This is a genomic window from Vibrio sp. 1402, assembly GCF_033340275.1.
The window spans coordinates 64,971-90,699 of record NZ_JAWOWE010000010.1; the positions used below are offsets into that span (position 1 = coordinate 64,971).

Genomic DNA, 25,729 nt, shown 5'->3' on the forward strand with positions numbered 1-25,729 from the left:
TTATTTGCTCCTTTTAGGTAGAAGATTTGTCTGATGATTAATTATGCAGCACATTGTCATTTAAATGTGCTGCGATTTTGATGAGTTAAAAATGCCAGTGGTTATGCATTTTGTGGAGTAAGTGTCTGCCTGTTTTTTGTTCAGTCATGTCCTCAGGAGTAACGACAAAGGTTAAGCTCCGCATTATCCATCACTTTTGCTTTTTCACCTTTCATTACGCTTGCTAGCAATTGACCTGAACCACAAGCCATCGTCCAGCCCAGAGTTCCGTGTCCGGTGTTAGTAAAAAGGTTATCGTATTTAGTCGCGCCGATAATTGGTGTGCCATCAGGCGTCATTGGCCTAAAGCCGCTCCAAAACTCAGCTTGGCTGAAGTCACCACAACGAGGAAAAAGATCACGGATGACCATTTCGATGGTGTTTTTGCGCTTTTGTGGAAGGGAAGTATCAAACCCTGCTAATTCTGCGGTGCCAGCTACGCGAATTCTGTCATCAAATCGAGTCATAGCGACTTTATAGGTTTCATCCATCACAGTAGATCGAGGAGAGAAGTGTTCATCTTCCATCGGGATGGTGAGTGAATAGCCTTTGACAGGGTAGACCGGAATATCAATATCGAGTTGCTTGAGTAGCGCTGTAGAGTAGCTGCCAGAGGCCACCACATATTGGTCTGCTTTAAATTGTCCTCGGTTCGTTTGGACACCTATGATCTTTTTGCCTACTGTAACCCAATTGCTTACTTCAGTATCGAACTCAAATCGGACACCGTGTGCCTTAGCAAGCTCCGTTAGTTGTTGGCAAAATTGATGGCAATCGCCCGTTTCGTCATCCGGTAGATGCAAGCCACCAACCAGTTTGTCTTTCACAAGTGCAAGCCCTGGCTCTTGTTCAATACATTGTTCGACGTCCATTAGCTTAAATCGGGTTCCGCTTTGTTCAAGGAGCTGCATGTCCTTTTCAATGGCTTGCAGCTGTTGATGTGTTCGGAATACTTGCAAGGTCCCAAACTGACGTCCTTGATACTCAATGGCGTGTTCTTGGCGTAACTGTTCTAAGCAAATACGGCTGTGGTTGGCGATCGAAAGCATGCGAGCCTTGTTAACTTGATAGCGAGGTAGGGTGCAGTTCGCGACCATTTTACTTGCCCAGCGGATCATGTCGGCATTCAGAGTGGGTTTGATTTTAAGTGGAGCATGCTCCTCCATTAACCACTTAATGGCTTTAACAGGAACACCAGGCGCAGCCCAAGGCGAAGAATAGCCATATGAGATCTGCCCGGCATTGGCGAAGCTCGTTTCCATGGCACTGCTTGCTTGGCGGTCAATGACGGTAACTTGATAGCCTGCTTGAGATAAATACCAAGCAGAGGTTAAGCCGATAACGCCGCTGCCTAATACGATGACTTCCATTGATGCACTCCACACATTTATCAGAGTGCTCAGTTTCTTTTCTTTACCTTTTGTTAACAATCGATATAAATTACACACAGCGTTTAGAAAAACTATAGGCTCAAGGATGAAAAGTAATCTGATAAGTGGCTTGTGTCTATTTAGCCAAGTCGCGGAGTACAACAGCTTTACTTGTGCTGCAAGACATTTACACCTCACCACTGGTGCCATAAGCCAACAAATTATTCATTTGGAAGCGTTATTAGGTTTTACTTTATTTGAACGCCACTCTCGCGGTATTCGTTTAACCGTAAAAGGCACTCAGTTACACCAAGCGACGCAGTTTCACTTTTCGGAACTGAGCAAATTGCTTGATGAGCTCAAAGTAGAAAAGCAAACCAATGAAATTCGTTTGAAGTTGACGCCTTCTTTTGCTTTCAAATGGTTAGTCCCAAAGCTCGAAAGCTTCCATCATGATAATCCGGATATCCAAGTACAAATCTTTGCGGAAGGTGCGCTGGTAAATAGTGAGATAAAAGACTATGACGTCGCAATTGACTATGGTCTTCATCCTTGTAGAAATGCTAACGCGGAGCTGATTTTGGATGAGCATCTGCTACCGGTGATGAGTCCAAAATACCTTGAGGATCATGGCTGGCTAAAAACGTTGTTTGGTGAGCAAAAAAACTCAATGCCAGTGAAGCAATGGCAAGAGGCGACGCTACTACACGATGCGATGCCATGGGAAAACGCGACGCGTGACTATGAGTGGCTATATTGGGCGTCAGCGATGGGGTTGGATTTTAAAACCGATATCGGACACTTTTTTAATCGAACGGATATGGCGATGTCTGCAGCCGAAGCAGGCGTTGGGATTGCGATGGCACGAATGGCACTGATTGAGGATGAATTGACGACAGAGCGTTTGGTTTCTCCATTCAAACCGATTCCTGCCAATGCAGGGTATTACTTGATCATGAACACACGTACGAATGCGACAGAAACGTTTCGTCACTGGTTACTTGGACAGTTGAATTAGCGTTTTATCTCTGTGATTCATCCCTACGTTATTTGTTGAAAAATTGGGCAATATAAGTTTTAAGCAAGGTAAGTGCTTTGCTTGCCGCTATTTGAGTGATGAAAGACAGGGAAGAACATGAAAGACGAAACGCTATCCATCCATTTTGGTTACGAAACTGATCCTACCACTAAATCTGTCGCGACGCCGATTTATCAAACAGTCGCGTACGAGTTTGACAACGCGCAGCACGGCGCTGATCTGTTTAACTTGGAAGTGCCGGGGAATATCTACACTCGCATCATGAATCCGACTAACGATGTTCTGGAAAAACGCATGGCGGCGTTAGAAGGCGGCATTGCTGGATTGGTCGTGAGTGCGGGGAGTGCAGCGATTAACTATGCAATTCTGACCTTAGCGCAAGCGGGCGATAACATCGTTTCTACGCCGCAACTTTATGGCGGTACTTATACCTTGTTTGCGCACATGCTCCCAAATCAAGGTATTCAGGTGAAGTTTGCTAAAGATGACAAGCCAGAAAGTTTGGCCGAATTAATTGATGAAAATACCAAAGCGGTGTACTGCGAGAGCATTGGTAACCCTGCGGGTAATATCATCGATTTAGAACGTGTGGCGGAGCTTGCTCATGCACAAGGCGTACCTGTGATTGTGGATAACACCGTTGCGACGCCAGTGCTTTGCAAACCCATCGAATTTGGTGCGGATATCGTAGTTTACTCTCTCACTAAATACGTTGGTGGGCATGGCACCACATTAGGTGGCGTGATTGTGGATTCAGGTAAATTCCCTTGGGCGCAGCACAAAGACCGCTTTCCTGTTTTCAACCAACCAGAACCTTCTTACCACGGCGTGGTGTATACCGAAGCGTTTGGTGAAGCGGCATTTATCGGGCGTGCGCGTACCGTACCACTGCGTAATACCGGAGCCGCATTATCACCGATGAATGCATTTATGCTTATGCAAGGGCTAGAAACGTTACCGCTGCGCATGGAGCGCCATACCGAGAACACACTCAAAGTGGCTGAATTCTTGGAACAGAATGACAAAGTCAGTTGGGTAAGTTATGCCGGATTGCCAAGTTCTGAACACTTCCATCTCGCCGAAAAATACATGAAAGGTAAGCCTTCTGCGATTTTGTCGTTTGGTTTAAAAGATGGTTATGACGCTGGTGTGCGTTTTTATGATGCTTTGAAAATCTTTAAGCGTTTGGTGAACATTGGCGATGCAAAATCATTGGCTTGCCATCCTGCATCGACGACTCATCGTCAATTGAGCGAAGCAGAACAAAAACAAGCTGGTGTGTCTCCAGAGATGATTCGTTTATCGGTGGGTATTGAACATATTGACGATATTCTAGCCGATTTAGAACAGGCACTAAACGCGTAAAACGATTCTGTTTTTAGCTTTGGGTTACCCATAGGCCAGCCTTTAAAAAAGCTGGCCTATTTTTATTTTATTGTTTAAATATCAAGGGTTTTAGTGTTTTTGGGTTGTGGTATTCCAAAAGCTCATGGTGGGTGAAATTTATTCCCTTGTCGCATTTGGGGTTGTTCCTGATGATGTGTGCAAATCTTACACATTGGAAGGGACTCAAATGTCTTACGTATTTCACCGTCATTGCCATGCCACGTTGCCAATCATCGATAAAGGTGAAGGTGTTTATCTATTCGATAAACAAGGGAAACAGTATCTCGATGCTTGTGGTGGTGCTGCGGTATCAAACCTTGGCCACAGTCATCAAGCCGTTAAAAAAGCTATGTTGGAACAGCTCGAGCGAGTGCCGTTTGCTCATACTGGATTTTTTACTAGTGACAGCAGTGAGCGACTAGCGGAATTGATTTGTCAGCATATGCCTGAGCAGTTCAACCATGTGTATTTAGTCAGTGGCGGGTCAGAAGCGGTGGAGTCGGCACTAAAAATGGCGCGGCAGTATTTCGTGGAATCAGGTAAGCCAGAGAAAAAGCAATTCATCGCGCGTCAGCAAAGTTATCACGGCAATACCTTGGGGGCTTTGGCTGTCGGAGGTAATGAATGGCGACGTGAACCGTTCAAACCCATCTTACACCCGAGCCATCATATCGCCCCGTGCTATGCTTATCGTTATCAGCAGAGTCATGAGTCGGAATTGGATTACTCATTGCGAGCGGCGAATGAGCTAGAGGCAAAAATTCTTGAGTTGGGGGCTGATAATGTCATGGCTTTTGTCGCCGAGCCCATTGTGGGTGCCACCGCTGGAGCTGTGCCTGCAACGCAAGGCTATTTCAAGCGTATTCGCGAAATATGCGACCAATACGATGTGTTATTGATCTTGGATGAAGTCATGTGTGGCGTTGGACGCAGTGGCAGTTTTTTTGCGTTTGAGCAAGAAGAGGCAGAGCCCGATCTGGTTTGTATGGCTAAAGGGCTTGGTGCGGGTTATCAACCTATTGGCGCGGTGGTTGCGAATGATCGAGTCTACCAAGCTATTGCCGGTGGAAGCGGTTTTTTCCAACATGGTCATACTTTTATGGCGCACCCTGTGGCGTGCGCTGCTGCCGTGGCGACCATTCAAACCATCTTCCAAGATGATTTGTTAACGGCGGTGAATCGGCAAAGTGCTTTGGTGCGTAATGAGCTTACTTCTGCATTGGCCCATTTACCGTACATTGGCGACATTCGTGGTAAAGGTTTGTTTTTTGGCATTGAGCTGGTGGCCGATCAAGAAAGCAAGGCGCCTCTGAGTAAAGCCACATTGGCAGACAAACGCATCAAACAGCGAGCAATGGAAAATGGCTTAATGTGCTATCCAATGGGCGGAACGATTGATGGCGTTAATGGGCACCATATCTTGCTTGCGCCGCCATTCATTATTCAGCCTCACCATATTGATGAGCTAGTTGGCAAACTCTCATTAACGCTAAAAGAGGTAGCGAAGGAATGGAATTAGAAAATCGATGTATACGAGAGCCTATCGCTATTATCGTGGCCCCAAACGGTGCAAGAAAAACTAAGCACGATCACGCCAGCTTACCCATGACAACAGACGAACTGGTTGCAGAGGCTATCGCTTGTCAAACGGTAGGGGCTGCCATGATCCATTTGCATGCTAGAGACGCCAACGGACGTCATTCATTAGACATCGACGACAACATGGCAATTTACCATGCCGTGAAAGAAGCGGTGGGACAAAACATGATGGTACAGCTCACCACAGAGGCGGTGGGCTTGTATTCTCCGCCACAACAGATGGCGTTAGTTAAAGCTGTGAAACCAGAAGCGGCTTCTTTTGCATTGAGGGAGTTAATCCCTGATCGCGCAAGTGAGAAAGAAGGGCATGCCTTTTTCCATTGGGTGGCAGAACACAACATCGTGAGCCAAATTATTCTCTACGATGCAACCGACATTGAACGTTATTTCCAACTGCGTGATGCGGGCGTGTTACCTAAAACGCATCAGCATGCATTAGTGGTGTTAGGGCGTTATCACCAAGCTCAACAGTCTTCGCCATGGGATTTACGAGGTTTGAATTTGGCGCGTTTTGTCGAGGAAGAAATTCGATGTGCCATTTGTGCTTTTGGCGCGCGAGAGCAAGACTGTTTAGCGAGTGCGATGTTACTTGGATTCGATGTGAGAGTGGGGTTTGAGAATAACCACGTCGATGTGGCAGGCGAATTAGCAATCAGTAACGCGGCTCAGGTGGAAGCTCTACGCGATGTGGCGCATCGCTTTGCGATTCCTTTACACAGTGCGCAAAGTTTGCGTTCAGCTTTGAAGTAAATCTGCTCGCGGAAAAGAAAAAAAGAAGAAAGGAAAGTAAAAAGGCTCCATCGGAGCCTTTTCGGTATTTGTCGTTAGTTCTCAGTTTGCGCTACAGGTTGACGAGCGGGATGTTTGATAAACACCGCGACAACAGCCGCTATCGCTAATGCAAAACAGTAGTAAGAATTGGCAACTACTTCAAGTGGCGATAGGTTGAATACGGAACCTAGCAGTAGTACTTGAGCACCGTAAGGCAACACGCCTTGCACCACGCATGAGAAAATGTCTAACAAGCTTGCTGAGCGGCGAGGAGAGACATTATTCTCTTCCGCCAGTTGGCGAGCAACGCTGCCCGATACAATGATGGCTACGGTGTTGTTTGCCGTACAGCCATTGACCATTGATACCAAACCTGCAATACCTAGCTCGCTTGCACGACTGTTCGCATGCTTAGAGTGACTAGAGCCAAACGCGTGGATAAGGCTACTAACGAAATTTGTTAGAAAAGCAAGACCACCTTGGCGACGCATCAGTTCACTCAAACCACCAATCAGCATGGATAACAAGAAGATCTCTTGCATGTTACCAAAGCCTTTGTATACGTCTTGGGCTAGATTAGTTAGTCCGTAATTGTCAATCGATGCCAAGCTCACGCCGCCAGCCAAAAGAATGCCAATCGACAGAACCACAAACACATTCACACCAGATACCGCTAGGATCAAAATAGTGATGTACGGCAAGACTTTTAGCCACTCAATATCGCCAGTTTCAGGCACTTGAGTCGCGGTACTGTTGAAAGCGAACACTGCAATCGCGATCAACGCCGCAGGTAAAGCAATACGAATGTTCTCTTTAAACTTGTCTTTCATCTCACAACCTTGAGAGCGTGTCGCCGCGATGGTGGTGTCAGAGATGATAGAAAGGTTATCACCAAACATAGCACCGCTCAGCACAACACCAGCGGTTAACGGTAAGCTCATTCCTGCTGATTCAGCAATCCCCAACGCTACGGGGGCAACGGCTGCGATGGTACCCATCGAAGTCCCCATTGCTGTTGCGATAAAAGCAGAAATCAGAAAAATGCCCGGTAAAATCATGCTGGTTGGAATAGCGGATAAACCAAGGTTCACTGTTGCATCAACACCACCAGAGGCTTTTGCTACCGCAGCAAAGGCACCTGCAAGCAGATAGATCATACACATTGCGATGATGTCTGGGTGGCCAACACCACGCATGAAGTGTTCGATTGAGCGGTTAAGTTTCTCTTTACTTAAAAGAAACGCAATGATGATGGCTGGTAATACCGCGATGGGTGCAGGCAGCTGGTAGAAGGCAAATTCCACGCCTTGCAAAGATAAGTAAGTGCCTACGCCAATAAATAGCGCAAGGAATACAATTAATGGGATCAGTGCGACCGCAGACGGTGCAACTGTTTTAGTAGTTTGTTGGGAACCGGACATGTAAACGACAATGTTAATGATAAGAGAGAAGAGCAGACTAATATCACATTTCTACATTGTCAACGTCTAGACGTCTAAATGGCTGTTTAAATTTTACACGTAAAGAAAAAGATAAAAGCTCGTGTTGCGTATCTCACTGATACCACGAGCTTTAGTTATGCGCTAATGAAGAGACTGTCGTTATTGCATTGATTTGGCTTTTTTGCGTTTAACAATACCTAAAACCATCCACGTAAATAAGACAGCAGCAAATGCCCATACCAGATATTTGTATTCGGTGTACAGGTTGCTCAACACGCTTAAATGTTCAAATGTAAAGTGAGTTAACAAGCTGAATACCAATACCCAAACCGTCGCCGCGAGGGCGTTACCGAGCAAAAACGCTCTACGTGGCATTTTCGCGATACCGCATGCAAGAGGCATAAATTGCTTCATTCCTTCAATAAAGCGGCTGACCACCAAGCACGTAGGGCCGTATTTCTGGATAGTCAATTGAAGCGTTTGCATCTTCGGGCCGGAAATGTAGCCTTTTTTATCTAACCACCCCTCAAAGTAATAACCGATTAAGTAGCCACAGGTATTACCAAAAAAGCAGCTCAGCCACGATACCATCATTACCATACTTAGGTTCATGACTTGTTCTGACGAGAGCAAAGATGCCGCGATCATCAGTGATTGACCAGGCATCGGGATACCTATCCCTTCTAGAAATATACTGACAATCAGCGCAACGTAGCCGTATTGCTCAAGCAAAGGCTTCATTGACATGAGAAGTTCGTTAATATGTTCCAAAAGCTTTCCCCTAATAAAAGCGGAACGAAGTTGGAGTGATACTCCGAATGTCCTATTGGGTCAATTCTTGTTTCTCACCATTGAGAAAAACTGACATGCCTCTGATAATTGCGCAGAATCAACCTGCAGCTGGCTTTACTCGCCGCCACGCTCTTTGGTAGCGGCGAATTAGGGAGATCCTTATGACTCTTTGGCTTTGGTGAATGCGCCATACAAATCAAGGCGTCGGTGACGTAAGTTGGTTACTGAACCCTCGGTATTAAGTTGCTTCAACTTAGTCAAATCAACATCGGCGAAGATCATCATTTCGGTGTTGGCGCTTGCTTCTGTCAAGGTCGCATCGTGCGGGAAGTAGATATCCGACGGTGAGAATACGGCAGATTGTGCGTACTGGATGTCCACGTTATCAACACGAGGTAAGTTACCAACACTGCCACCAATTGCAACATAGCATTCGTTTTCAATGGCACGCGATTGGGAACAAATTCGTACTCGTTGATAGCCATTTTTTGTGTCCGTCCAGAAAGGAACGAATACAATTTGTGCGCCTTGTTCTGCTAACATTCTTCCCAATTCAGGGAATTCGCTGTCATAACAAATCAGTATGCCGACTTTGCCCGCATCGGTTTCGAACACTTGAACATTGTCACCACCGTCGATCACCCAGTCTTTTTGCTCATGGGGCGTGATGTGAATCTTATATTGAGCGTTTATTTCACCATCTCGTTGCAGTAAGTAGGCCACATTATACAACTTGCCATCTTCGATGACGGGCATACTGCCAGCAATAATGTTGATGTTGTAGGTGACTGCCATCTGCGAGAAGCGGTTTTTGATCTCTTCTGTAAAGCTAGCCAAAAAGCGAATTGCTTCGACGGAGTTTTGGTCGTTTTGCAAGCCCATCAGCGGCGCGTTAAAGAATTCAGGGAATAGGGCGAAATCGGCTTTGTAGTTCGCAAGAGAAGAAATGAAGAACTCAGCCTGATCGAGCAAGTCCTCTAAGTCATTCATGGCGCGCATTTGCCACTGCACAACACCAATACGAATCAGCGTTTTTTCTACATCATGTACGGATTGAATATCCTCTTCGTAGAAGAAGTTATCCCACTCCAGTAGAGTTGCGTAGCCTTTAGAAGCACTATCCTCTGGCAAGTAACCACGCATAATACGCTTTACATCGAAGTCATTTGCAAGCTGAAAAGACAAAATAGGATCGTGAAGCTCACGGCGTTTTATCTTGTCGATGTATTCAGCCACGCTCAATTCGTCAGCATATTTGTGGTAATTCGGGATGCGGCCACCGGCTAAAATTGCTTTGAAATTCTTACTCCGGCAAAGTTCTTTACGCGCATCATACAGACGGCGACCTAAACGCAGCCCACGGTAGTCCGGGTGAACAAATACATCGAGACCATACATGGCGTCACCGGTCACTTGGTTTTGGATGACGTTGTTCTCGGTGATGATGTCGGTGTACAGGTGAGGAAGTGAAAATCGGTTGTAGTCCACTTTGATTGTTAGCGCTGCGCCGACAATTTTTCCGTTATCCTCAATACAGATTTGTCCATCAGGAAACTGATGAATGAGATCCATGATGGTCAGGCGTGGCCATGAGCCACCAACATCAGGAAAAACAAGGTCCATTAATTCCGCGAGCTCTGGGTAATCGGTCGGCTCAATGGTGCGTAAAGAGAGTCTTGGCGTGTTGCTGTCCATATCCTACTATCCATTTATCCTTTTTAAATAGTATGGATGAGAATGCCATAAATTTGAGCAGACAGATACCGAAGTCTTTGAGTTGTTTTGGTTTACCTAAACGAGTTTAAAGAAACAACATTAACTTAGCTTGCTCTTCAGCCATTCGTGAAATGCCACTACTTTTTTAGCTGAAAGTCGATAATTTGGAATCATCACGTAATAACCATAACCGCTCTGTAAAGAGAGGTTGAGAACATGCTGAATGTCCCCTCTTAAAATCGAATACTGCGCCATAAAATCGGGAAGCAAGGCGAGCCCTTTTCCCATTCTGACAGCTTCGCAAGCTAGGTAAAAATGTTCGACGCCTACAGGTTGATAGGTAACGGGAGATTCTACAGTGTAGACAGCTTTAAATTGCTCCCATAGCTGAGGGCGAGTGATTTGAGGTATAAAAGGATAATTGCTAACAGCGTGCACACTCTCAATTGCAGGAGCATTTGTGCAACCGACTAATAACAATGTTTCTTCGCACAGTAAGTTGCTGTATTCATAATGTGTGGATAATGGAAGGCAGCGAATATGTAAGTCACTTTCGTTGCTCGAATCTTTGACGTTCCCATCCCCGGTACAGACTCTTACTCGGATGTTAGGATGTTGCTGGTGGAAGTCATCAATATTAGGTATCAACCAAAGGCTGGCAAAAGAAGGGGTTACGTCCACGGTGAGTAATTCTTGCTTTGAATCTGACTGGATTAAGTTGGCAGTTGCATGCTGAATAAGCTCCAAAGCTTCTGTGACTTGCGGCAGATAACGCTTGCCTTCTTCGGTTAACTCAATACCACTCGTCCCTCTTTGTATTAAAGGTAAACCCACCAATTGCTCCAGCGATGCGATTTGTTTGCTTACTGCGCTTTGCGTAATACATAGTGCATCCGCTGCTTTAGAGAAACTGAGGTAATTAGAGACCGCGACAAACGTCCTTAATGCTCGAATAGAAGGGTATTCACTGCCTTTTAACATACTTCAGTTCCATTAAACTCTGCTTAGGCAAAGAGTAGAATATTCATGGCTTGAAGCAAAGTAAGATGCAACGTATGTGTGATTAGCTTCCTTTCTTATAAAAACTAGCTAAGCGTTTTTTGACGGATTAATCTACAAGAGTAATTTAGATGTTTATTTAATTTCTTTGAAAAATCTACAAATTAACAAGAATCTTTTTCACATCATCGATTAACCTCAATTTAGTATTGTTTATATAAAGTAAACAGACAGATCTTTTTTTCTGTTTTTGTTCGGAGTTCTTTAGAGGATTGTCAGTATTCTATAAAATTAAATATATTTTTCATTAATTTAAAGTTGGCATTGCATTTGCTCTTTACTATTCGAACCTTCAATGGAACTTATATTAGGAGAACGAAATGAAAAGCAATGTTGTTACTTTGATTAGCCTTTTTTCTTTAGCAACGTTTAGTACTTTATCACATGCTGCGGACTCCAACGATCATGGTGTATATGTTGGCGCCAACTACGGTTACTTAAAAGTTGATGGACAAGATGACTTTGATGATGACAGCGATGTTATTCAAGGTTTAGTTGGTTACCGTTTTAATCCTTACTTAGCGTTGGAGGGGGGGTACATTGATTTCGGTAGCTATGGTAATAACCTAGCAAATGCCGAAACGGACGGCTATACCGCGGCTCTAAAAGTTACCGCTCCCATTGCTGATCGTGTCGACCTTTACGCAAAAGGCGGTCAAATGTGGTACTCGACGGATTACAACGTTGCGGGCTTCCAAGGCAACAAAGATGATGAAGGTGTATTCGCTGGTGCCGGTGTTGGTTTTAAAGTTACTGATAACTTCTTAGTTAACGCAGAATATATGTGGTACGACGTAGAACTCAATGCGGAGAATGTCGCGAACGGTGCAAACACGGAAACAGACTTTAACCAAGCATCACTAGGTGTGGAATATAGATTTTAATATTGTTAACAACTCTAAGCCCTAATAAAAAGCGAAGCCTAAATAGCTTCGCTTTTTCTGAACTCAATCTAGTTGAGGATAATAGAGCGTTTTTTAGAATAATTGTTCGTGCCTTTTACTGTCACTCTACTATATTTAGAGCATTTCTAACATGACTATCTAACCTTCTTACTAGTCTCGAAAAACAAAGTTTTATCACTCTATAAGTAATACTCGATAGGTCGATCGCTGCGCTACCTGACATTACATTCATGTGACCTAAAATACCGCGAACGTGTTCTGTATACTCGTTTTTTAGTTTTGAGATGTACGCCATAGCTTTAGCTAGTTGATCCCAAGCAGTAAGGCCTACAGTTGCTATTTGTTGTATTATATGACCCAAACCTGAAATTCTTAATAAGGTCAAAATTGAAGAGACTATTTTACTTACCCAACCATCAGTCATCCGAGCATTATATCTATTGTTGAAGTCAAGAAATACGTTGCGTTCTAGATAAGTTTAAGGCTTAGATTGTAGTGCCGATCACTCATTACTTGTAGCGTTATTGACATAACCCGGAACAGGTTTTTTCCTAGTCCATGAGCGTGGAAGTCGATACCAGAACCTCCTGCTAACCGATACTCAATATCCCCCGTAAATAAATGGCCAAAGAGGAGACATAGGAACTGGAGTTGTATCATGAGTGCATTGTTTAATTTCCATATAAGTCAGAGTCTATATAACCAAATAAATTACATTGGCTGTTTACGTAGTAGTCATCGTTTTCTTCATCATCAATTGAAAAAGCAAAGTACTTAAGAGGGTTCTCAGTGTCACAAGCAAGGTTAGCCATGTTATTTTTTACGTAATCCTCTATTTTATAACCATCAAAGCTTCCTTCCCAAATAATAGTACTTTCATCATTGCTGAGTTCTGCGACTAAAACAATAGTTACATAGTGTTCAATAAGAGGAGTGCTTATGATGTTTTTATTTTCATAGACTGGAGAAAACTCAAAGCGACCAGTACTGTCTGTGAATGTTGATAAGTCTATTGATTTCCCTGACGTGCTTAAACCAATACTAAGGCTAACCTTCAGGCTACTAAGGGGTTTTCCTTTCTTTGTTAACACACCATTGATTTGCGGTGTGTATTGATTAACGTGTTCGTCATTCAATTTGCTTTCTTCAAAATTCATTACAATGCTCACTAATATGACTGTAATAATTCCAGTAACTTAATTTTTCACAACAATACTTTCATTTTGAAATTTAAAAATCTATATATGTTGTGTTTCTATTCAATATCTAAGGTTAACTTTGTGATTAGAATTACATTATTTTTTGGTAACTACTATTTGTAGTCATTACATCGATAGAGTTGTAATGAAACAAGCGAGTAGGGACTAACAATGAATGCATCAAGCAATTCATCGAGGGAGATGAGTATAGACTTTAGACTTAGATCTAGTTATCTCTTAGAAAGGATAGGTAAGCAGAAGACTTTTAAGTTGCAGGGCTTTTAGTACCATGCTCTCTGCCTTTTTGATTAGTACTTATGAACTTCTTGTTTACTGATTAATACTCAACGAGTTTGTAAACCTACATGGGCCAAAGGTATGCGGTAATCCATGTAGTAAGATTTCAGAAAGCATGAATGTTTGAAAAAAGAGACTATTTTAGTTGATACAAAAAAGGCCACCCGAAGGTGGCCTTTTCCAAACGTTTGGTGGAGCTGGCGGGAGTTGAACCCGCGTCCGAAAACCGTTCATCATTGGTACTACATGCTTAGTCGATCTTTAATTTCGCCACCCACCTGCGAACCGACACGCTAATGAATGACTAGCCTGAATTAAAATTCGCCGTTCATCTCTCAGGCGGGAGAATCCGGGCTAGCGCGTTTGGGTTTGATCCCTCGTTGATCCCCGTCTTACGTGCGGAAGCTAGGGCGAGAGAGCTCTTAGCAGGTTATTAAGCTGCTAGTGCGTAGTTTTCGTCGTTTGCGACTATTTTTTTGCGGTTTGTTAACGAGGCCTACCGCACCTCGGCATGCACCTCAGACTTCTGAATTCCCGTCGAATCCTAAATCAGCCCCAGGTAATATTCGCATAGTAACAGAAAAGCATTGGCTGTCCAGTACTATGCGTTTAAGTGGTCAAGATTAACGCAGCGCGCTCTTCATTACGCGTGCTTTTTCTCTTGCCCAGTCTTTTTCTTTTAGATCCGTACGTTTATCGTGCAGCTTTTTACCTTTTGCTACGCCAATTTTTAGTTTCACCCAAGAGCGAGACCAGTACAGTGAGAGGGCCGTTAATGTCATACCTTCACGGTTTACACGTCCGAATAGATTATCCAGCTCACGACGACTCATTAGTAGTTTACGCACACGTGTAGGATTCGCCACAACGTGTGTCGATGCCTGATTTAAAGGAGTGATTGTCATGCCACTCACAAAGGCTTCACCGTCACGCATAAATACGTAACTTTCAGAAATATTGGCTTTACCTTGGCGAAGGGCTTTCACTTCCCAACCTTGGAGCTCCAAGCCAGCTTCGATTTCATCATCGATGAAATACTCGTGGCGAGCTTTTTTATTCAGCGCGATAGTATTGCTACCCGCTTTTTGTTTCGTTTTTTTCTTTGCCATAATAGCGTCATTATACGGGTTGGATATCGGATAGGAAATCCTTTTATTTGCGCAATCGTGGAATAAAAGTAAAATTGGCGAGTAGCTTTAAATCTGTACATGTATCGATAGGAGTATGTATGAAGCAAGTCAGCCGTTCTGCGCTTGTGTCTTTTAGCGCCGAACAGATGTTCAATCTGGTTAATGATGTTGCTAAATACCCTGAATTTCTGCCTGGTTGCTCGGGCTCTAGAATCATTGAGTCTTCGGGGAATGGTATGGTGGCTTCTGTCGATGTGGCGAAGGCTGGAATCAGCAAAACGTTTACGACTTCAAATGAGTTGATCCCCGGTCAGGCAATTATGATGAACTTGGTGGATGGCCCGTTTAAGACGTTGCGTGGTGGTTGGATTTTTACCGCGCTAGATGAGCAAGCTTGCAAGGTTGAACTAAAGCTTGAGTTTGAATTCTCAAGTAAAATGATTGAGATGGCCTTCGGTAAGATTTTTAACGAGCTTACTAGTAATATGGTAAATGCATTTACTAAACGCGCAAAACAGGTCTACGAGTGTTATGAGTATTGAGTCAGATATGATTCACGTTGAGGTTGTCTATGCTCTTCCTCATGAACAGCGTGTATTTAACTTAGTGGTAAATAATCACGCAACGGTAGAAGAGATCATTCGACAATCCGGTGTATTGGAGTTGTACCCTGAAATTGATTTGTCCAAGAACAAAGTGGGTGTGTTTAGTCGTAACGTGAAGTTGGATGCGACCGTTCGAGATCGAGACCGAATAGAGATTTATCGTCCGTTACTCGCCGATCCGAAAGAGATTCGCCGTAAAAGGGCGGAGCAGGCTAAAGCCGAGGGAAGTGCAGACCCAGTCACCGGTGGCAAGCCTAGTACTGTACGTAAAAATAAGCAGGATTAATATAAACCCAATAGCTCATGTGAGTTACTCAAAGTTTGACTAACGTGATTTCTATATAATAAAAAACCTCCCAAACGGGAGGTTTTTTTGCAAAAGTCAGTTTACTGAATTTGCTCGTAAAATGCGTCACTTTTTGGAAAGTCACCACTGATGTCTGCGAGTGTGCCTTGGTCATTAAAGTTTACAATCAGATCTTTCTGTACTGGTTCGCCATGGCCAGGAGTATGATGATAGATGTAATACCAAGTGTTTGGATAGCCGTTTTCAATAAGCATTGGCGACCCTAATACGAAGCGAACCTGTGCTTTAGTCATCCCAAACTTTAATTTATCAACCGCACTTTGTTCTACATAGTTGCCTTGGTTGATATCAATACGATAAACCAGTCTTTCCAATACCGAACATCCTGTCAGCAATGTCATTGCTAATGGTACGGCAACTAACCACTTCTTTAATTGCATAATAATTTCTTAGTAACCTTTAAAATACTGCGCTGATAATAAACAAGCTCGACGCAGATGTAAAAAGCTATGCGTCGTATGGTAGACAATCTGACAACGAATTTTGAGTTGAGTTGCATTTATTCACCGATATTAGGCGGTAAATGTCACCACATGACGTATTAGTTAGGTGACGAAGAGCAAATTTCAATCGGAAGTAGGGTGATGGACGCTTTCAGCGGTGAGCAAAGCCTAGTGACTCGTTAGTCGGTTTTGGCGAATTCGCGTAATGCATCACCTGAAAAACGATAATACTCTTTTTCATGAATTAGTGTTGCACCAATTGAGCGGTAAAACTGACCTGCGGTAGGGTTACTACTTTCAGCTGTCCAGTCCAACCTTTGGCATCTACACTTGATCGCCAAAGATGCCAGATACTTCATTAACTTGAGACCAACCCCTTTTCCTCGAACCTTCGAAGATACGAACAGATCTTTTAAGTACATCTGCCCTGAGAGTTTTGGGGCAGGGAACATGACGGTATAAGATGCAAAGCCTACGACGTCATCATTATCGTAAACCGCAATGATATTAACACCAGAATGTTCAGAGAAGACTTGGCTCTTTAGATAATGGACCAGATCGTGTTTTGATGAAGCTTTTTCTTTGAAGTAGTAATGTTCTAACTCAATAAAAATAGGGATGAGATCTAAGCAGTTGGTTTTGTGTATTGCTCTGATATCCATATCTCATCCCTTGTCGATCTATTAAGCGGCGATAAGCAGTTCTTTTGCGTTTGCCAACGTTGAGTCGGTTATTTGACTACCACCAAGTAAGCGAGCTAATTCTGCCACACGTTGTTGTTCATCTAATGCGTGCATTTGGGTTTCGGTTTGGCCTGCTTTGGTTTGCTTAGCAACAAACATTTGTTGATGGCCGCATCCGGCAACTTGAGGGAGGTGAGTGACACACAATACTTGAGTAGATTCGCCAAGCTTGCGTAGCATTTTGCCCACTACGGCAGCTGTTGGGCCACTAATACCTACATCCACTTCATCGAAGATTAAACTTGGTGTATCTACTTTCTGAGCGGTGATCACTTGGATAGCTAGAGATATACGTGATAGCTCACCGCCTGACGCAACTTTTGCTATAGGTTGCAATGGTTGTCCCGGGTTGGTCGATACTAAGAAGCACACGCTGTCCATGCCAAGCGGCGATGGGTGCGTGTTGTCATTGCTAACTTCGATACTGAATACTGCTTTCTCCATGCTCAATTCGTGCATGCTTTGTGTGATCAGTTTGTTCAGTTCTTTTGCGTAACGGCTGCGTGATTTGTGCAGTTTTTCTGCTTGTGTTAGAAAGCTTTGGTACTTGTGTTCTACTTCTTGAGCAAGCTCATCTAAACGTTCATCGGAGCAATCTAACGCTTCTACTTGGGCCAGAAGATCTTGATGATGTTGGTATAGTTCTTCTGGCATTACGTGGTGTTTACGAGCTACAGACATCACTTTAGAAAAACGTTCTTCTACATAAGCCATACGAGCAGGATCAACATCGATGCCATCTAAGTAGCTGCGTAATTCATTCTTCGTTTCTTCAAGTTGAATCATCGCTTCTGACAGCATGTTAGGTAGCTCAGATAGCTTTTCATCTAATTCGGCTAATTGAATTAGGGAGTGATTGGCCGATTGCAAAATACCAAGCGCATTGACTTCTTCACCTTCGTAAATAAGTTCGATGGCTTGCTGACAGGTAGTGGCGAGTTCACCACTGTTGGATAGTCGTTTGTGCTCTTGCTCGAGCTCTGCAAATTCTTCTTCACCTAGCGATAACTCATTCAGTTCTTTGATTTGGTATTCAAGCAACTGTTTTTGCGCCTGGTTTTGCTGGCTATTTTCTTTTAGCTGCTTGAGGTTATTATCCGCCTGACGCCAATGCTGGTAAGCACTTCGTGTGCTTTTTAGTAGGTTTAAATGCCCAGCATATTGGTCGAGCATGGCCATTTGGTGCTCACTTTTCATCAATTGATGATGAGCGTGCTGCCCATGGATATTGATAAGTAGCTGCCCTAGAGATTTGAGTTGTGATAGTGGAACAGGGCTGCCATTAATGAAGGCTCTTGAGCGGCCTTCTTTTGTGATAATACGACGCAAAATACACTCACTGCCATCTAGCAGATCGTTATCTTCTAACCAACGTGTTGCATGTAAGTTGTTGTCCAATAAAAAAGCGGCGCTAACTTCGGTTTTCTCTTCACCTTGTCGCACCATGCCGGCATCGGCTCGTCCGCCTAAGCAGAGCCCTAAAGCATCGATAGCAATGGATTTACCCGCGCCTGTTTCACCTGTAATGGTGGTCATGCCCTTAGAAAGCTCGAGTTGTAAAGACTTAACAATCGCAAAATTATTAACACTTAGATGAGCCAGCATTTTATTTACCTGTATAACTGAACAATACTGTATAAGAGAACAGTATATACTGTTTCTTTATACAGTAAAGTCAGGTAGGGAAAATTTTCTTTGTAGGCTGTTTTTTTGTGATGAAGTGGGAAAAATGAGCCGATGTGATTACAACGACTCATTAAAATTGAACAGGTTACGGACGAGTTGGGTTAATCGTTAGTGGTTCTAGTGTGACGACTGCATTCACACCTGCACCTGGGTGATCTACGTATGAAGTGTCTTGCATTAGAGTGTAGTAAACGTCGACGAAGTCATCATCATTCGTGAGTACACCATCGGGGATAGTGTCGATGATCTTGTTCGTGATTTGCGGAATAATCGCGTAAGCCTGAACTTCTGGATCTGGAATCGCTTTCAATACTTCTTCGGCAACTTGAACAAGGAGTTTTGCCAATTGTTTATAGTCTGTGCCGTCATCTTGCTCCATGAGCACAATGTCTGCCGCACCCCAGCGGTAACGAGACCAGTGAATAATGATCTGATTTGGATAGTAATCTTGGTTATCGTAGTCTAAGTATGGAAGCTCCACCAAATCGAGAGTAGGTTCATCACGACTTGGATTGACGCCCGTTACGATAGCGTAGATTTCTGCCTTGCCAGAGATCCAAGGTTCTTTGTCATCGGCTAGACGGATCTTTTTCAACTGCGTGGTTTGAATTGGAGCCGCTTCGCCCACTGCGCTACTTGACAATAGCGGTGTATTTTGGCGTTGTTCATCAGCAATATATGGTTGAACTAAAGCTGGTTGACCGAGTTTTTTCATCTCAGCTTGCATAGCTTGCAAGCCTGCTTTTAGCTCTGCAGAGCTATTGTTATCAACGACAAGTACAGGTACCTCAGGGAGCTGGTAAACATCGAGTTGATGGATGTTGCCATAAACATCAAATGCTTCGATGTATTGCCAATTCTCATCATCACCACTTGGTTCAAACGCAAATAATGGCTCGACCTCGCCACTTTGCCATGCTGTTATCATGGCTTCATTTGCCAAGCGAACTTCTAACAACTGATCTGAGTATTCAGAAATACCTTTCCAGCTACGAATTTGAGTGTCAGCTTGTACAAGCTGGCGGCTGAACTCTGAGTTAGGGTTTTGCTTAACAAATGCTGATACAGACACGTTAGTCTGTTGTGGAGTAATATCTCTTCTCAACATGGGTTCAATGGCAGCATAGTTCTCACTCAATTGTTGAGCTAGGGCACGCTTCGTCTTAGTGATATCTTCCGCTTTTGCGTTGGATACACTGTTGACTTGCGTTTCCTCTGATTGGCAGCCAATAAGTGCTAATGTACTGAGAACAGACAGAATGATGGTTTTCTTCATAATATGTCCTTTATTGATTGTATGAAATAGAGTTAATACTCTATTCATGGTGAGAATATCACCGGACATAGATCATTGAATTTGCTTTTCTATCTTTTGTGTAAAGTTTGCCCACAGGATCAAAATTTATAAGCTTCTCTTTAATGATGACAAATATCGTGTCGCCTCACTACTTTGTGTCTATTTCTTGTCTAAGAAAGCCAAAAGCCAGTAGCAATTAAGCTGCTGGCTTTTTTATTGAAGTTATTGCCCTGAGTAACAAGTGTTAGAACAATTTACTAGACCAGCCAAGCTTATTCCGTAAGACGTGATAGTAGCTGTAGTCTTTTGGATGGATGAGCTTTAGTACATTTGGACTTTGATAGATGTGAATTTCGTCGCCAGGGGTAACTGGAAGTGAGACTTGTCCATCACAGCTAACTTCTTGTGTTCCACGGTTTTCTGGTGATACCACCAATTTAATTCGACGTTTTCCATCAACCACCAAAGGTCGACTCGACAATGTATGAGGGAACATTGGCACGAGTGAAATGGCATTCAAGCTAGGAGAAAGAATTGGGCCGCCGCCAGAAAGTGAATATGCCGTCGAGCCAGTCGGAGTGGAGACAATCAAACCGTCGGCCCGTAAAGAGAAGGCGAAGCTTTCATCAATATACACTTCAAATTCAATCATATGAGCAATTTGCCCTGGGTGAAGTACGGCTTCGTTTAGCGCAGCGTTATGGCTCTTTATTTGTCCGTGGCGGTGTACTTCCGCCTCTAAAAGAAAACGTTCCTCTTCAATATACTCACCGTCGAGTACCGCTTGCAGAGACGCTTGGAAGTCGTCTGGGTTCAAGTCAGTTAAGAAGCCCAAATTTCCACGGTTCACGCCTATAACTGGCACATCAAATCGGGATAAAATTCTTGCCGCACCTAACATGTTGCCATCGCCACCAACCACAATGGCTAGATCGGCATTTTTTCCTAGTTCAACTAAGCTAGCAAACTGACTCTGTGGGATATCATCCAGTATTGCGGCAAGGCGATCGTCAATGAATACTTTATAGCCCTCAGAGGTCAACCATTGGTACAACTCTTTATGAGTTTGAATTGCTTGTTGATCTCTTGGTTTTCCGATAATCGCGATCACGTTACATGGATTTTTCATAGCATTTCCGCATTAAAGAGGCTTGAATCAGGAATCTTCATCCCCATAATAATGGCAAGTCACCTAAATATGCGAATTTTTATGTGGTTAAAGCCCGCAAAAACGCGCATGGCTTTAAGGGCATTATGTTGAATTCTGGAGATATCATGAGCAACGAAGAAAACAAAGTTACAGAAGAAGAGCTTGATCAAATCATCGAAGAGGCTGAAAAAGTAGAAGCTGAAGCACAAGAAGTTGAAGCTGAGCTTGAAGAGCTTGGTGATGAGACAGACGCTAAGATTGCTCAACTAGAAGCGGCACTATTGTCTAGCGAGGCAAAAGTAAAAGAGCAACAAGATGCGGTGTTGCGTTCTAAAGCTGAAGTAGAAAACATGCGTCGTCGCACTGAGCAAGAGATCGATAAAGCACGTAAGTTTGCGTTGAACAAGTTTGCAGAAGAGCTGCTTCCTGTTATTGATAACCTAGAGCGTGCAATTCAAGCGGCAGATACAGAGAATGAAACTGTGAAGCCGTTCCTAGAAGGCGTTGAACTAACCCATAAAACGTTTGTAGACGTTGTAGCGAAATTTGGCTTGAAAGCAATCAACCCTGAAGGTGAAGCATTCAATCCAGAGTTCCATCAAGCGATGTCGATTCAGGAGAGCCCTGATCATGAATCAAACACTGTTATGTTTGTTATGCAAAAAGGTTACGAACTAAACGGCCGTGTGATTCGTCCGGCAATGGTAATGGTTGCTAAGTAACTTTAACTCCCTGTTTTTTAAATATAAAAGCGCCCATCATTTTTGATGGGCGCTTTTTTGTTTTAAACATAAATGACTGCATCGAACTTCGTTGTATATCGATAAATGAAAATTTGATCCCCTTCATATTTTTTCCTATTGGTTAATTATTTTCCTATAGGAGATTTTCTCTCATCTCGCTGCGTGTTTATTAACGGGAAGGGCTATAAGTGATTGTAATCATTCGCTGCGTGAATGTTTGTTCTGCATAGGAATGTAAATATAGTCATTTTTTCTAAAACAATTTCGTTAACAAAAATGTAAATTATCACTTTATTTTGTAACTTTGGTGTGTATGATTTGCGACTAATGCTTTAAAAGTAAGCATATATAACTACAAAAATGTAAATAGCAAACACAACATATCGGAGATTTATAATGGATAAATCGCTTTCTAGTAAGATTTTTATAGGCTTGTTTGCCGGCCTTGTGCTGGGGACAGCAATTCAGTACTTATTTAGCGGTATTGCGATTTTTGATACATACCTACTTGGAGCTGCAGAAGGTGTTGGCGGCATGTTCGTCTCACTGATCAAATTGCTTGTTGTTCCTTTAGTTTACGTTTCAATCGTATGCGGCATTGTTGACTTGAAAGACATCAGTGCATTTGGTCGTCTTGGTGGAAAAACTTTTACCCTTTACATTCTTAACACCATCATTGCGATTACGGCGGCTTTGACTGTCGGCTTGATCTTCCAGCCAGGAGCGGGCGCTAATCTAGCAGGAACGGTATCTGAGGCTGTACAGCTGACAACGACAGAGACGCCGGACATTTTCTCTTTAGTTGTTAACATTGTTCCTAGCAATCCTGTACAAGCGTTTGCTAGCGGCGACATGCTGCAAATCATCTTTATGGCAATTTTGACGGGGCTTGCAATTCAAGCTTTGGATTCTCGTGGTGGCCCAGCTATTCGCACATTCAAAATGGCAAATGAAATCATGATGAAATTGGTTGGATTAGTGATGAGTCTTGCACCATATGGTGTGTTCGCACTAATGATTCAACTAGGTGCAACGCTAAACGCCAATACATTAATGTCCGTTGCCGGTTACGTGGCTTTGGTGGTTGCGATGTTGGTGTTCTGGATCTTCTTCTTCTACCCAATGGCAGTGAGTATTGCGACAGGAACTTCTCCAAAGACTTTCCTACGTGCAACTCGTGAGCAGATTCTTTTCTCTCTATCTACCGCGAGCTCAAACGCGACTATCCCGGTAACGATGCGCACACTGACAGAAAAGCTTCAGGTCTCTAAATCGGTTGCTGGCTTCGGTGTACCACTGGGCGCAACGATGAATATGTCTGGTGTGTCTATCTATATTGCTCTAGCAACGATGTTTGTTGCGAACGCTTTTGGCCAGCCAATTAACACCGCAGACATCTTCACACTTGGCTTAACTATTCTTCTGTTATCTATTGGTGCTGGCGGCGTTCCTGGGGGCGGCGTGGTAATGGTAGGTGTTTTGCTTCACCAGCTAGGCTTACCACCTGAAGGTTTGGCAATCATTGCAGCGGTCGACCGTATTAATGATATGTTCTGTACATCATCTAACGTTGTCGGCGACACGGCAGTGAACACCATTGTTGCAAAAACAGAAGGTGAGATAGGTAAAGAAGAAGGTGTTGATGCTGAGCCTGCTCAAGCGAACGCCTAATACCTTGAATCATTTATTTTAACCCTAATATTGAAGCGAGCTCTTATGAGCTCGTTTTTTATTTAGGAAGAGTCGGGCATAAATAAATTTATCTGGGAAATGACGTTTTGTTGCGCTACAGCAGTGTGACGAGTTCCCAACTAATCAGAAAGAAACACATAAATTTCGAAAAAAGACGCTTTTTTTTAATTCTGCCCTTGAAAAGCATTTTGCCGCCCTTATCTATGTGGCATAGAGAAGCAAACATTGATTATTTTTGTTTGTGAGCAAGGGTTGAAACCCGATTCTCCTCCCCCCACATTGGGGTTATAACCAAACGAAAATAGAATTTATTCGGAGATAGCCAGATGGGTAAAATCATTGGTATTGACTTAGGTACTACTAACTCATGTGTTGCTGTATTAGACGGCGACAAACCACGTGTAATTGAAAACGCAGAGGGCGAACGTACTACTGCATCGGTTATTGCTTACACTGACGGTGAGACGCTAGTAGGTCAACCAGCGAAACGTCAAGCAGTAACTAACCCAGAAAACACGCTATTTGCAATTAAGCGTCTAATCGGTCGTCGTTTTGAAGACGAAGAAGTTCAGCGTGACATCGAAATCATGCCTTACAAAATCGTTAAGGCTGACAACGGTGATGCTTGGGTAGAAGCGAAAGGCCAAAAAATGGCAGCTCCTCAGGTTTCTGCTGAAGTTCTTAAGAAAATGAAGAAAACTGCTGAAGATTTCCTTGGTGAGGAAGTAACTGGCGCAGTTATCACAGTACCTGCTTACTTTAACGATGCTCAGCGTCAAGCGACAAAAGATGCTGGCCGTATCGCAGGTCTAGAAGTTAAACGTATCATCAACGAACCAACAGCAGCTGCGCTAGCTTACGGTCTTGATAAGAAAGGCGGCGATCGCACTATCGCGGTATACGACCTTGGTGGTGGTACATTCGATATTTCAATCATCGAAATCGATGAAGTTGAAGGCGAGAAAACATTCGAAGTTCTAGCAACTAACGGTGATACTCACCTAGGTGGTGAAGACTTTGATAACCGTCTAATCAACTACTTGGTTGATGAGTTCAACAAAGAGCAAGGCATCAACCTTAAGAACGACCCACTAGCAATGCAGCGTGTTAAAGAAGCAGCAGAGAAAGCGAAAATCGAGCTTTCTTCTACTTCTCAAACAGACGTAAACCTACCTTACGTTACTGCAGATGCAACTGGTCCTAAGCACATGAACATTAAAGTGACTCGTGCAAAACTAGAATCTCTAGTTGAAGACCTAGTACAACGCTCTCTTGAGCCATTAAAAGTAGCTCTAGCTGACGCTGACCTATCAGTAAACGACATCACTGACGTAATCCTAGTTGGTGGTCAGACTCGTATGCCAATGGTTCAAGCGAAAGTTGCTGAGTTCTTTGGTAAAGAAGCGCGCCGTGACGTAAACCCTGACGAAGCAGTAGCAATGGGTGCTGCAGTTCAAGGTGGTGTACTTGCTGGTGACGTTAAAGACGTACTACTACTAGACGTAACTCCACTGTCTCTAGGTATCGAGACAATGGGTGGCGTGATGACTAAGTTAGTTGAGAAGAACACAACTATCCCAACTAAAGCGAACCAAGTTTTCTCTACAGCGGAAGACAACCAGAGCGCGGTAACTATCCACGTTCTACAAGGTGAGCGTAAGCAAGCGATGTACAACAAGTCTCTAGGCCAATTTAACCTAGAAGGCATCCAGCCTGCACCACGTGGTATGCCACAAATCGAGGTTACTTTTGACCTTGATGCGGATGGTATCCTACACGTGTCTGCGAAAGACAAGCAGACTGGTAAAGAGCAGAAGATCACTATCCAAGCTTCTGGCGGTCTAAGCGATGAAGACATCGAGAAAATGGTTCAAGAAGCAGAAGCTAACAAAGAAGCGGACAAGAAGTTCGAAGAGCTAGCGACTGCACGTAACCAAGCTGACCAAATGATTCACGGTACTCGTAAGCAAGTAGAAGAAGCTGGTGAAGCGCTACCTGCAGAAGAGAAAGAGAAGATTGAAGCAGCAATTTCTGAGCTAGAAACAGCACGTAAAGGCGAAGACAAAGAAGCTATCGATGCTAAAGTTCAAGCACTAATGACTGCTTCTCAAAAGCTGATGGAAATCGCTCAACAACAAGCTCAAGCGCAGCAAGCACAAGGTGCTGACGCAGGTGCACAGTCTAAAGAAGACGACGTTGTAGATGCTGAGTTCGAAGAAGTTAAAGACGACAAGAAATAATATTTCTTAACCAGATGGC

At 43.6% G+C, this 25,729-nt stretch carries 22 protein-coding genes and 1 other RNA gene; 10 read left to right on the forward strand and 13 right to left on the reverse strand.

The window, feature by feature from the left end; genetic code table 11:
* Positions 1 to 152 precede the first annotated feature (152 nt).
* Positions 153 to 1,409 carry a D-amino acid dehydrogenase gene (locus tag R7044_RS17650; protein ID WP_225455720.1) on the reverse strand — a complete coding sequence of 419 codons (1,257 nt, stop codon included), beginning with the start codon at positions 1,407 to 1,409 and terminating at the stop codon, positions 153 to 155.
* A gap of 106 nt (positions 1,410 to 1,515) precedes the next feature.
* On the opposite strand from R7044_RS17650, the gene R7044_RS17655 reads away from it, so the two are divergent.
* From R7044_RS17655 to R7044_RS17670, 4 genes are all read left to right on the forward strand, one after another.
* The gene (locus R7044_RS17655) at positions 1,516 to 2,427 is read left to right on the forward strand and encodes a LysR substrate-binding domain-containing protein (RefSeq protein WP_225455721.1); all 912 of its coding nucleotides are present in this window, start codon (positions 1,516 to 1,518) and stop codon (positions 2,425 to 2,427) included.
* 117 nt (positions 2,428 to 2,544) lie between these two features.
* On the forward strand, positions 2,545 to 3,813 hold the full coding sequence (locus R7044_RS17660) for an O-acetylhomoserine aminocarboxypropyltransferase/cysteine synthase family protein (protein WP_170890788.1): 1,269 nt from the start codon (positions 2,545 to 2,547) through the stop codon (positions 3,811 to 3,813).
* A gap of 208 nt (positions 3,814 to 4,021) precedes the next feature.
* Entirely contained in the window at positions 4,022 to 5,353 is a 1,332-nt protein-coding gene (locus R7044_RS17665; RefSeq protein ID WP_225455722.1) for an aspartate aminotransferase family protein, read from the forward strand.
* Positions 5,344 to 6,183: a 3-keto-5-aminohexanoate cleavage protein gene (locus R7044_RS17670; RefSeq protein ID WP_064377316.1), complete on the forward strand. Its 840-nt coding sequence runs from the start codon at positions 5,344 to 5,346 to the stop codon at positions 6,181 to 6,183. The genes R7044_RS17665 and R7044_RS17670 overlap by 10 nt, the downstream gene beginning before the upstream one ends.
* Before the next feature lie 74 nt (positions 6,184 to 6,257).
* Here R7044_RS17670 and R7044_RS17675 read toward each other — a convergent pair whose 3' ends face one another.
* From R7044_RS17675 to R7044_RS17690, 4 genes are all read right to left on the reverse strand, one after another.
* Positions 6,258 to 7,625 carry a Na+/H+ antiporter NhaC family protein gene (locus R7044_RS17675; protein WP_017635705.1) on the reverse strand — a complete coding sequence of 456 codons (1,368 nt, stop codon included), beginning with the start codon at positions 7,623 to 7,625 and terminating at the stop codon, positions 6,258 to 6,260.
* 180 nt (positions 7,626 to 7,805) lie between these two features.
* A complete protein-coding gene (locus R7044_RS17680) occupies positions 7,806 to 8,393 on the reverse strand; it encodes a DedA family protein (RefSeq protein WP_064377313.1) in 588 nt (195 codons plus the stop codon).
* Between the two features lie 204 nt (positions 8,394 to 8,597).
* Entirely contained in the window at positions 8,598 to 10,133 is a 1,536-nt protein-coding gene (locus R7044_RS17685) for a bifunctional GNAT family N-acetyltransferase/carbon-nitrogen hydrolase family protein (RefSeq protein WP_064377311.1), read from the reverse strand.
* A 120-nt stretch (positions 10,134 to 10,253) separates the two neighbouring features.
* On the reverse strand, positions 10,254 to 11,135 hold the full coding sequence (locus R7044_RS17690) for a LysR family transcriptional regulator (RefSeq protein ID WP_064377310.1): 882 nt from the start codon (positions 11,133 to 11,135) through the stop codon (positions 10,254 to 10,256).
* Positions 11,136 to 11,533: 398 nt separating this feature from the next.
* On the opposite strand from R7044_RS17690, the gene R7044_RS17695 reads away from it, so the two are divergent.
* Complete coding sequence (locus tag R7044_RS17695; protein WP_005381668.1) at positions 11,534 to 12,097, forward strand: porin family protein; 564 nt, start codon at positions 11,534 to 11,536, stop codon at positions 12,095 to 12,097.
* A 692-nt stretch (positions 12,098 to 12,789) separates the two neighbouring features.
* On the opposite strand, the gene R7044_RS17700 is transcribed toward R7044_RS17695, so the two are convergent.
* The 3 genes from R7044_RS17700 to smpB form a co-directional block, all read right to left on the reverse strand.
* The gene (locus R7044_RS17700; protein ID WP_064377308.1) at positions 12,790 to 13,275 is read right to left on the reverse strand and encodes a DUF6795 domain-containing protein; all 486 of its coding nucleotides are present in this window, start codon (positions 13,273 to 13,275) and stop codon (positions 12,790 to 12,792) included.
* Positions 13,276 to 13,803: 528 nt separating this feature from the next.
* Positions 13,804 to 14,171, reverse strand: a transfer-messenger RNA (tmRNA) gene (ssrA, locus tag R7044_RS17705).
* 66 nt (positions 14,172 to 14,237) lie between these two features.
* Positions 14,238 to 14,723: an SsrA-binding protein SmpB gene (gene smpB, locus R7044_RS17710; RefSeq protein WP_005381642.1), complete on the reverse strand. Its 486-nt coding sequence runs from the start codon at positions 14,721 to 14,723 to the stop codon at positions 14,238 to 14,240.
* 119 nt (positions 14,724 to 14,842) lie between these two features.
* On the opposite strand from smpB, the gene R7044_RS17715 reads away from it, so the two are divergent.
* Entirely contained in the window at positions 14,843 to 15,286 is a 444-nt protein-coding gene (locus R7044_RS17715; RefSeq protein WP_005381641.1) for an SRPBCC family protein, read from the forward strand.
* Positions 15,276 to 15,635, forward strand: coding sequence for an RnfH family protein (locus tag R7044_RS17720; RefSeq protein WP_064376794.1), 360 nt, complete (start codon positions 15,276 to 15,278; stop codon positions 15,633 to 15,635). The genes R7044_RS17715 and R7044_RS17720 overlap by 11 nt, the downstream gene beginning before the upstream one ends.
* A gap of 101 nt (positions 15,636 to 15,736) precedes the next feature.
* Here R7044_RS17720 and bamE read toward each other — a convergent pair whose 3' ends face one another.
* The 5 genes from bamE to nadK all read right to left on the reverse strand — a co-directional run bounded on the left by bamE (position 15,737) and on the right by nadK (position 21,014).
* Positions 15,737 to 16,096 (reverse strand): outer membrane protein assembly factor BamE, encoded by a 360-nt coding sequence (gene bamE, locus R7044_RS17725; protein WP_017820585.1) that lies wholly within the window; start codon positions 16,094 to 16,096, stop codon positions 15,737 to 15,739.
* Positions 16,097 to 16,338: 242 nt separating this feature from the next.
* Positions 16,339 to 16,821: a GNAT family N-acetyltransferase gene (locus tag R7044_RS17730; protein ID WP_064376795.1), complete on the reverse strand. Its 483-nt coding sequence runs from the start codon at positions 16,819 to 16,821 to the stop codon at positions 16,339 to 16,341.
* 21 nt (positions 16,822 to 16,842) lie between these two features.
* On the reverse strand, positions 16,843 to 18,507 hold the full coding sequence (recN, locus tag R7044_RS17735; RefSeq protein WP_005383750.1) for a DNA repair protein RecN: 1,665 nt from the start codon (positions 18,505 to 18,507) through the stop codon (positions 16,843 to 16,845).
* A 166-nt stretch (positions 18,508 to 18,673) separates the two neighbouring features.
* Positions 18,674 to 19,864 (reverse strand): DUF3103 domain-containing protein, encoded by a 1,191-nt coding sequence (locus R7044_RS17740; RefSeq protein ID WP_005383752.1) that lies wholly within the window; start codon positions 19,862 to 19,864, stop codon positions 18,674 to 18,676.
* A gap of 265 nt (positions 19,865 to 20,129) precedes the next feature.
* Positions 20,130 to 21,014 (reverse strand): NAD(+) kinase, encoded by an 885-nt coding sequence (gene nadK, locus R7044_RS17745; protein ID WP_005381631.1) that lies wholly within the window; start codon positions 21,012 to 21,014, stop codon positions 20,130 to 20,132.
* 146 nt (positions 21,015 to 21,160) lie between these two features.
* Between nadK and grpE the strand changes: the two genes are divergently transcribed.
* The 3 genes from grpE to dnaK all read left to right on the forward strand — a co-directional run bounded on the left by grpE (position 21,161) and on the right by dnaK (position 25,710).
* Positions 21,161 to 21,757: a nucleotide exchange factor GrpE gene (gene grpE, locus R7044_RS17750; RefSeq protein WP_021034134.1), complete on the forward strand. Its 597-nt coding sequence runs from the start codon at positions 21,161 to 21,163 to the stop codon at positions 21,755 to 21,757.
* Positions 21,758 to 22,174: 417 nt separating this feature from the next.
* Positions 22,175 to 23,449 (forward strand): dicarboxylate/amino acid:cation symporter, encoded by a 1,275-nt coding sequence (locus R7044_RS17755; RefSeq protein WP_005381625.1) that lies wholly within the window; start codon positions 22,175 to 22,177, stop codon positions 23,447 to 23,449.
* A gap of 347 nt (positions 23,450 to 23,796) precedes the next feature.
* The gene (gene dnaK / locus R7044_RS17760) at positions 23,797 to 25,710 is read left to right on the forward strand and encodes a molecular chaperone DnaK (protein ID WP_005381623.1); all 1,914 of its coding nucleotides are present in this window, start codon (positions 23,797 to 23,799) and stop codon (positions 25,708 to 25,710) included.
* Positions 25,711 to 25,729 lie beyond the last annotated feature (19 nt).

Bases quoted from the DNA above. Each gene is read 5' to 3' on its own strand.
- R7044_RS17650 (WP_225455720.1), bottom strand. From the start codon at position 1,409: ATGGAAGTCATCGTATTAGGCAGCGGCGTTATCGGCTTAACCTCTGCT.
- R7044_RS17655 (WP_225455721.1), top strand. From the start codon at position 1,516: ATGAAAAGTAATCTGATAAGTGGCTTGTGTCTATTTAGCCAAGTCGCG.
- R7044_RS17660 (WP_170890788.1), top strand. From the start codon at position 2,545: ATGAAAGACGAAACGCTATCCATCCATTTTGGTTACGAAACTGATCCT.
- R7044_RS17665 (WP_225455722.1), top strand. From the start codon at position 4,022: ATGTCTTACGTATTTCACCGTCATTGCCATGCCACGTTGCCAATCATC.
- R7044_RS17670 (WP_064377316.1), top strand. From the start codon at position 5,344: ATGGAATTAGAAAATCGATGTATACGAGAGCCTATCGCTATTATCGTG.
- R7044_RS17675 (WP_017635705.1), bottom strand. From the start codon at position 7,625: ATGTCCGGTTCCCAACAAACTACTAAAACAGTTGCACCGTCTGCGGTC.
- R7044_RS17680 (WP_064377313.1), bottom strand. From the start codon at position 8,393: ATGTCAATGAAGCCTTTGCTTGAGCAATACGGCTACGTTGCGCTGATT.
- R7044_RS17685 (WP_064377311.1), bottom strand. From the start codon at position 10,133: ATGGACAGCAACACGCCAAGACTCTCTTTACGCACCATTGAGCCGACC.
- R7044_RS17690 (WP_064377310.1), bottom strand. From the start codon at position 11,135: ATGTTAAAAGGCAGTGAATACCCTTCTATTCGAGCATTAAGGACGTTT.
- R7044_RS17695 (WP_005381668.1), top strand. From the start codon at position 11,534: ATGAAAAGCAATGTTGTTACTTTGATTAGCCTTTTTTCTTTAGCAACG.
- R7044_RS17700 (WP_064377308.1), bottom strand. From the start codon at position 13,275: ATGAATTTTGAAGAAAGCAAATTGAATGACGAACACGTTAATCAATAC.
- smpB (WP_005381642.1), bottom strand. From the start codon at position 14,723: ATGGCAAAGAAAAAAACGAAACAAAAAGCGGGTAGCAATACTATCGCG.
- R7044_RS17715 (WP_005381641.1), top strand. From the start codon at position 14,843: ATGAAGCAAGTCAGCCGTTCTGCGCTTGTGTCTTTTAGCGCCGAACAG.
- R7044_RS17720 (WP_064376794.1), top strand. From the start codon at position 15,276: ATGAGTATTGAGTCAGATATGATTCACGTTGAGGTTGTCTATGCTCTT.
- bamE (WP_017820585.1), bottom strand. From the start codon at position 16,096: ATGCAATTAAAGAAGTGGTTAGTTGCCGTACCATTAGCAATGACATTG.
- R7044_RS17730 (WP_064376795.1), bottom strand. From the start codon at position 16,821: ATGGATATCAGAGCAATACACAAAACCAACTGCTTAGATCTCATCCCT.
- recN (WP_005383750.1), bottom strand. From the start codon at position 18,507: ATGCTGGCTCATCTAAGTGTTAATAATTTTGCGATTGTTAAGTCTTTA.
- R7044_RS17740 (WP_005383752.1), bottom strand. From the start codon at position 19,864: ATGAAGAAAACCATCATTCTGTCTGTTCTCAGTACATTAGCACTTATT.
- nadK (WP_005381631.1), bottom strand. From the start codon at position 21,014: ATGAAAAATCCATGTAACGTGATCGCGATTATCGGAAAACCAAGAGAT.
- grpE (WP_021034134.1), top strand. From the start codon at position 21,161: ATGAGCAACGAAGAAAACAAAGTTACAGAAGAAGAGCTTGATCAAATC.
- R7044_RS17755 (WP_005381625.1), top strand. From the start codon at position 22,175: ATGGATAAATCGCTTTCTAGTAAGATTTTTATAGGCTTGTTTGCCGGC.
- dnaK (WP_005381623.1), top strand. From the start codon at position 23,797: ATGGGTAAAATCATTGGTATTGACTTAGGTACTACTAACTCATGTGTT.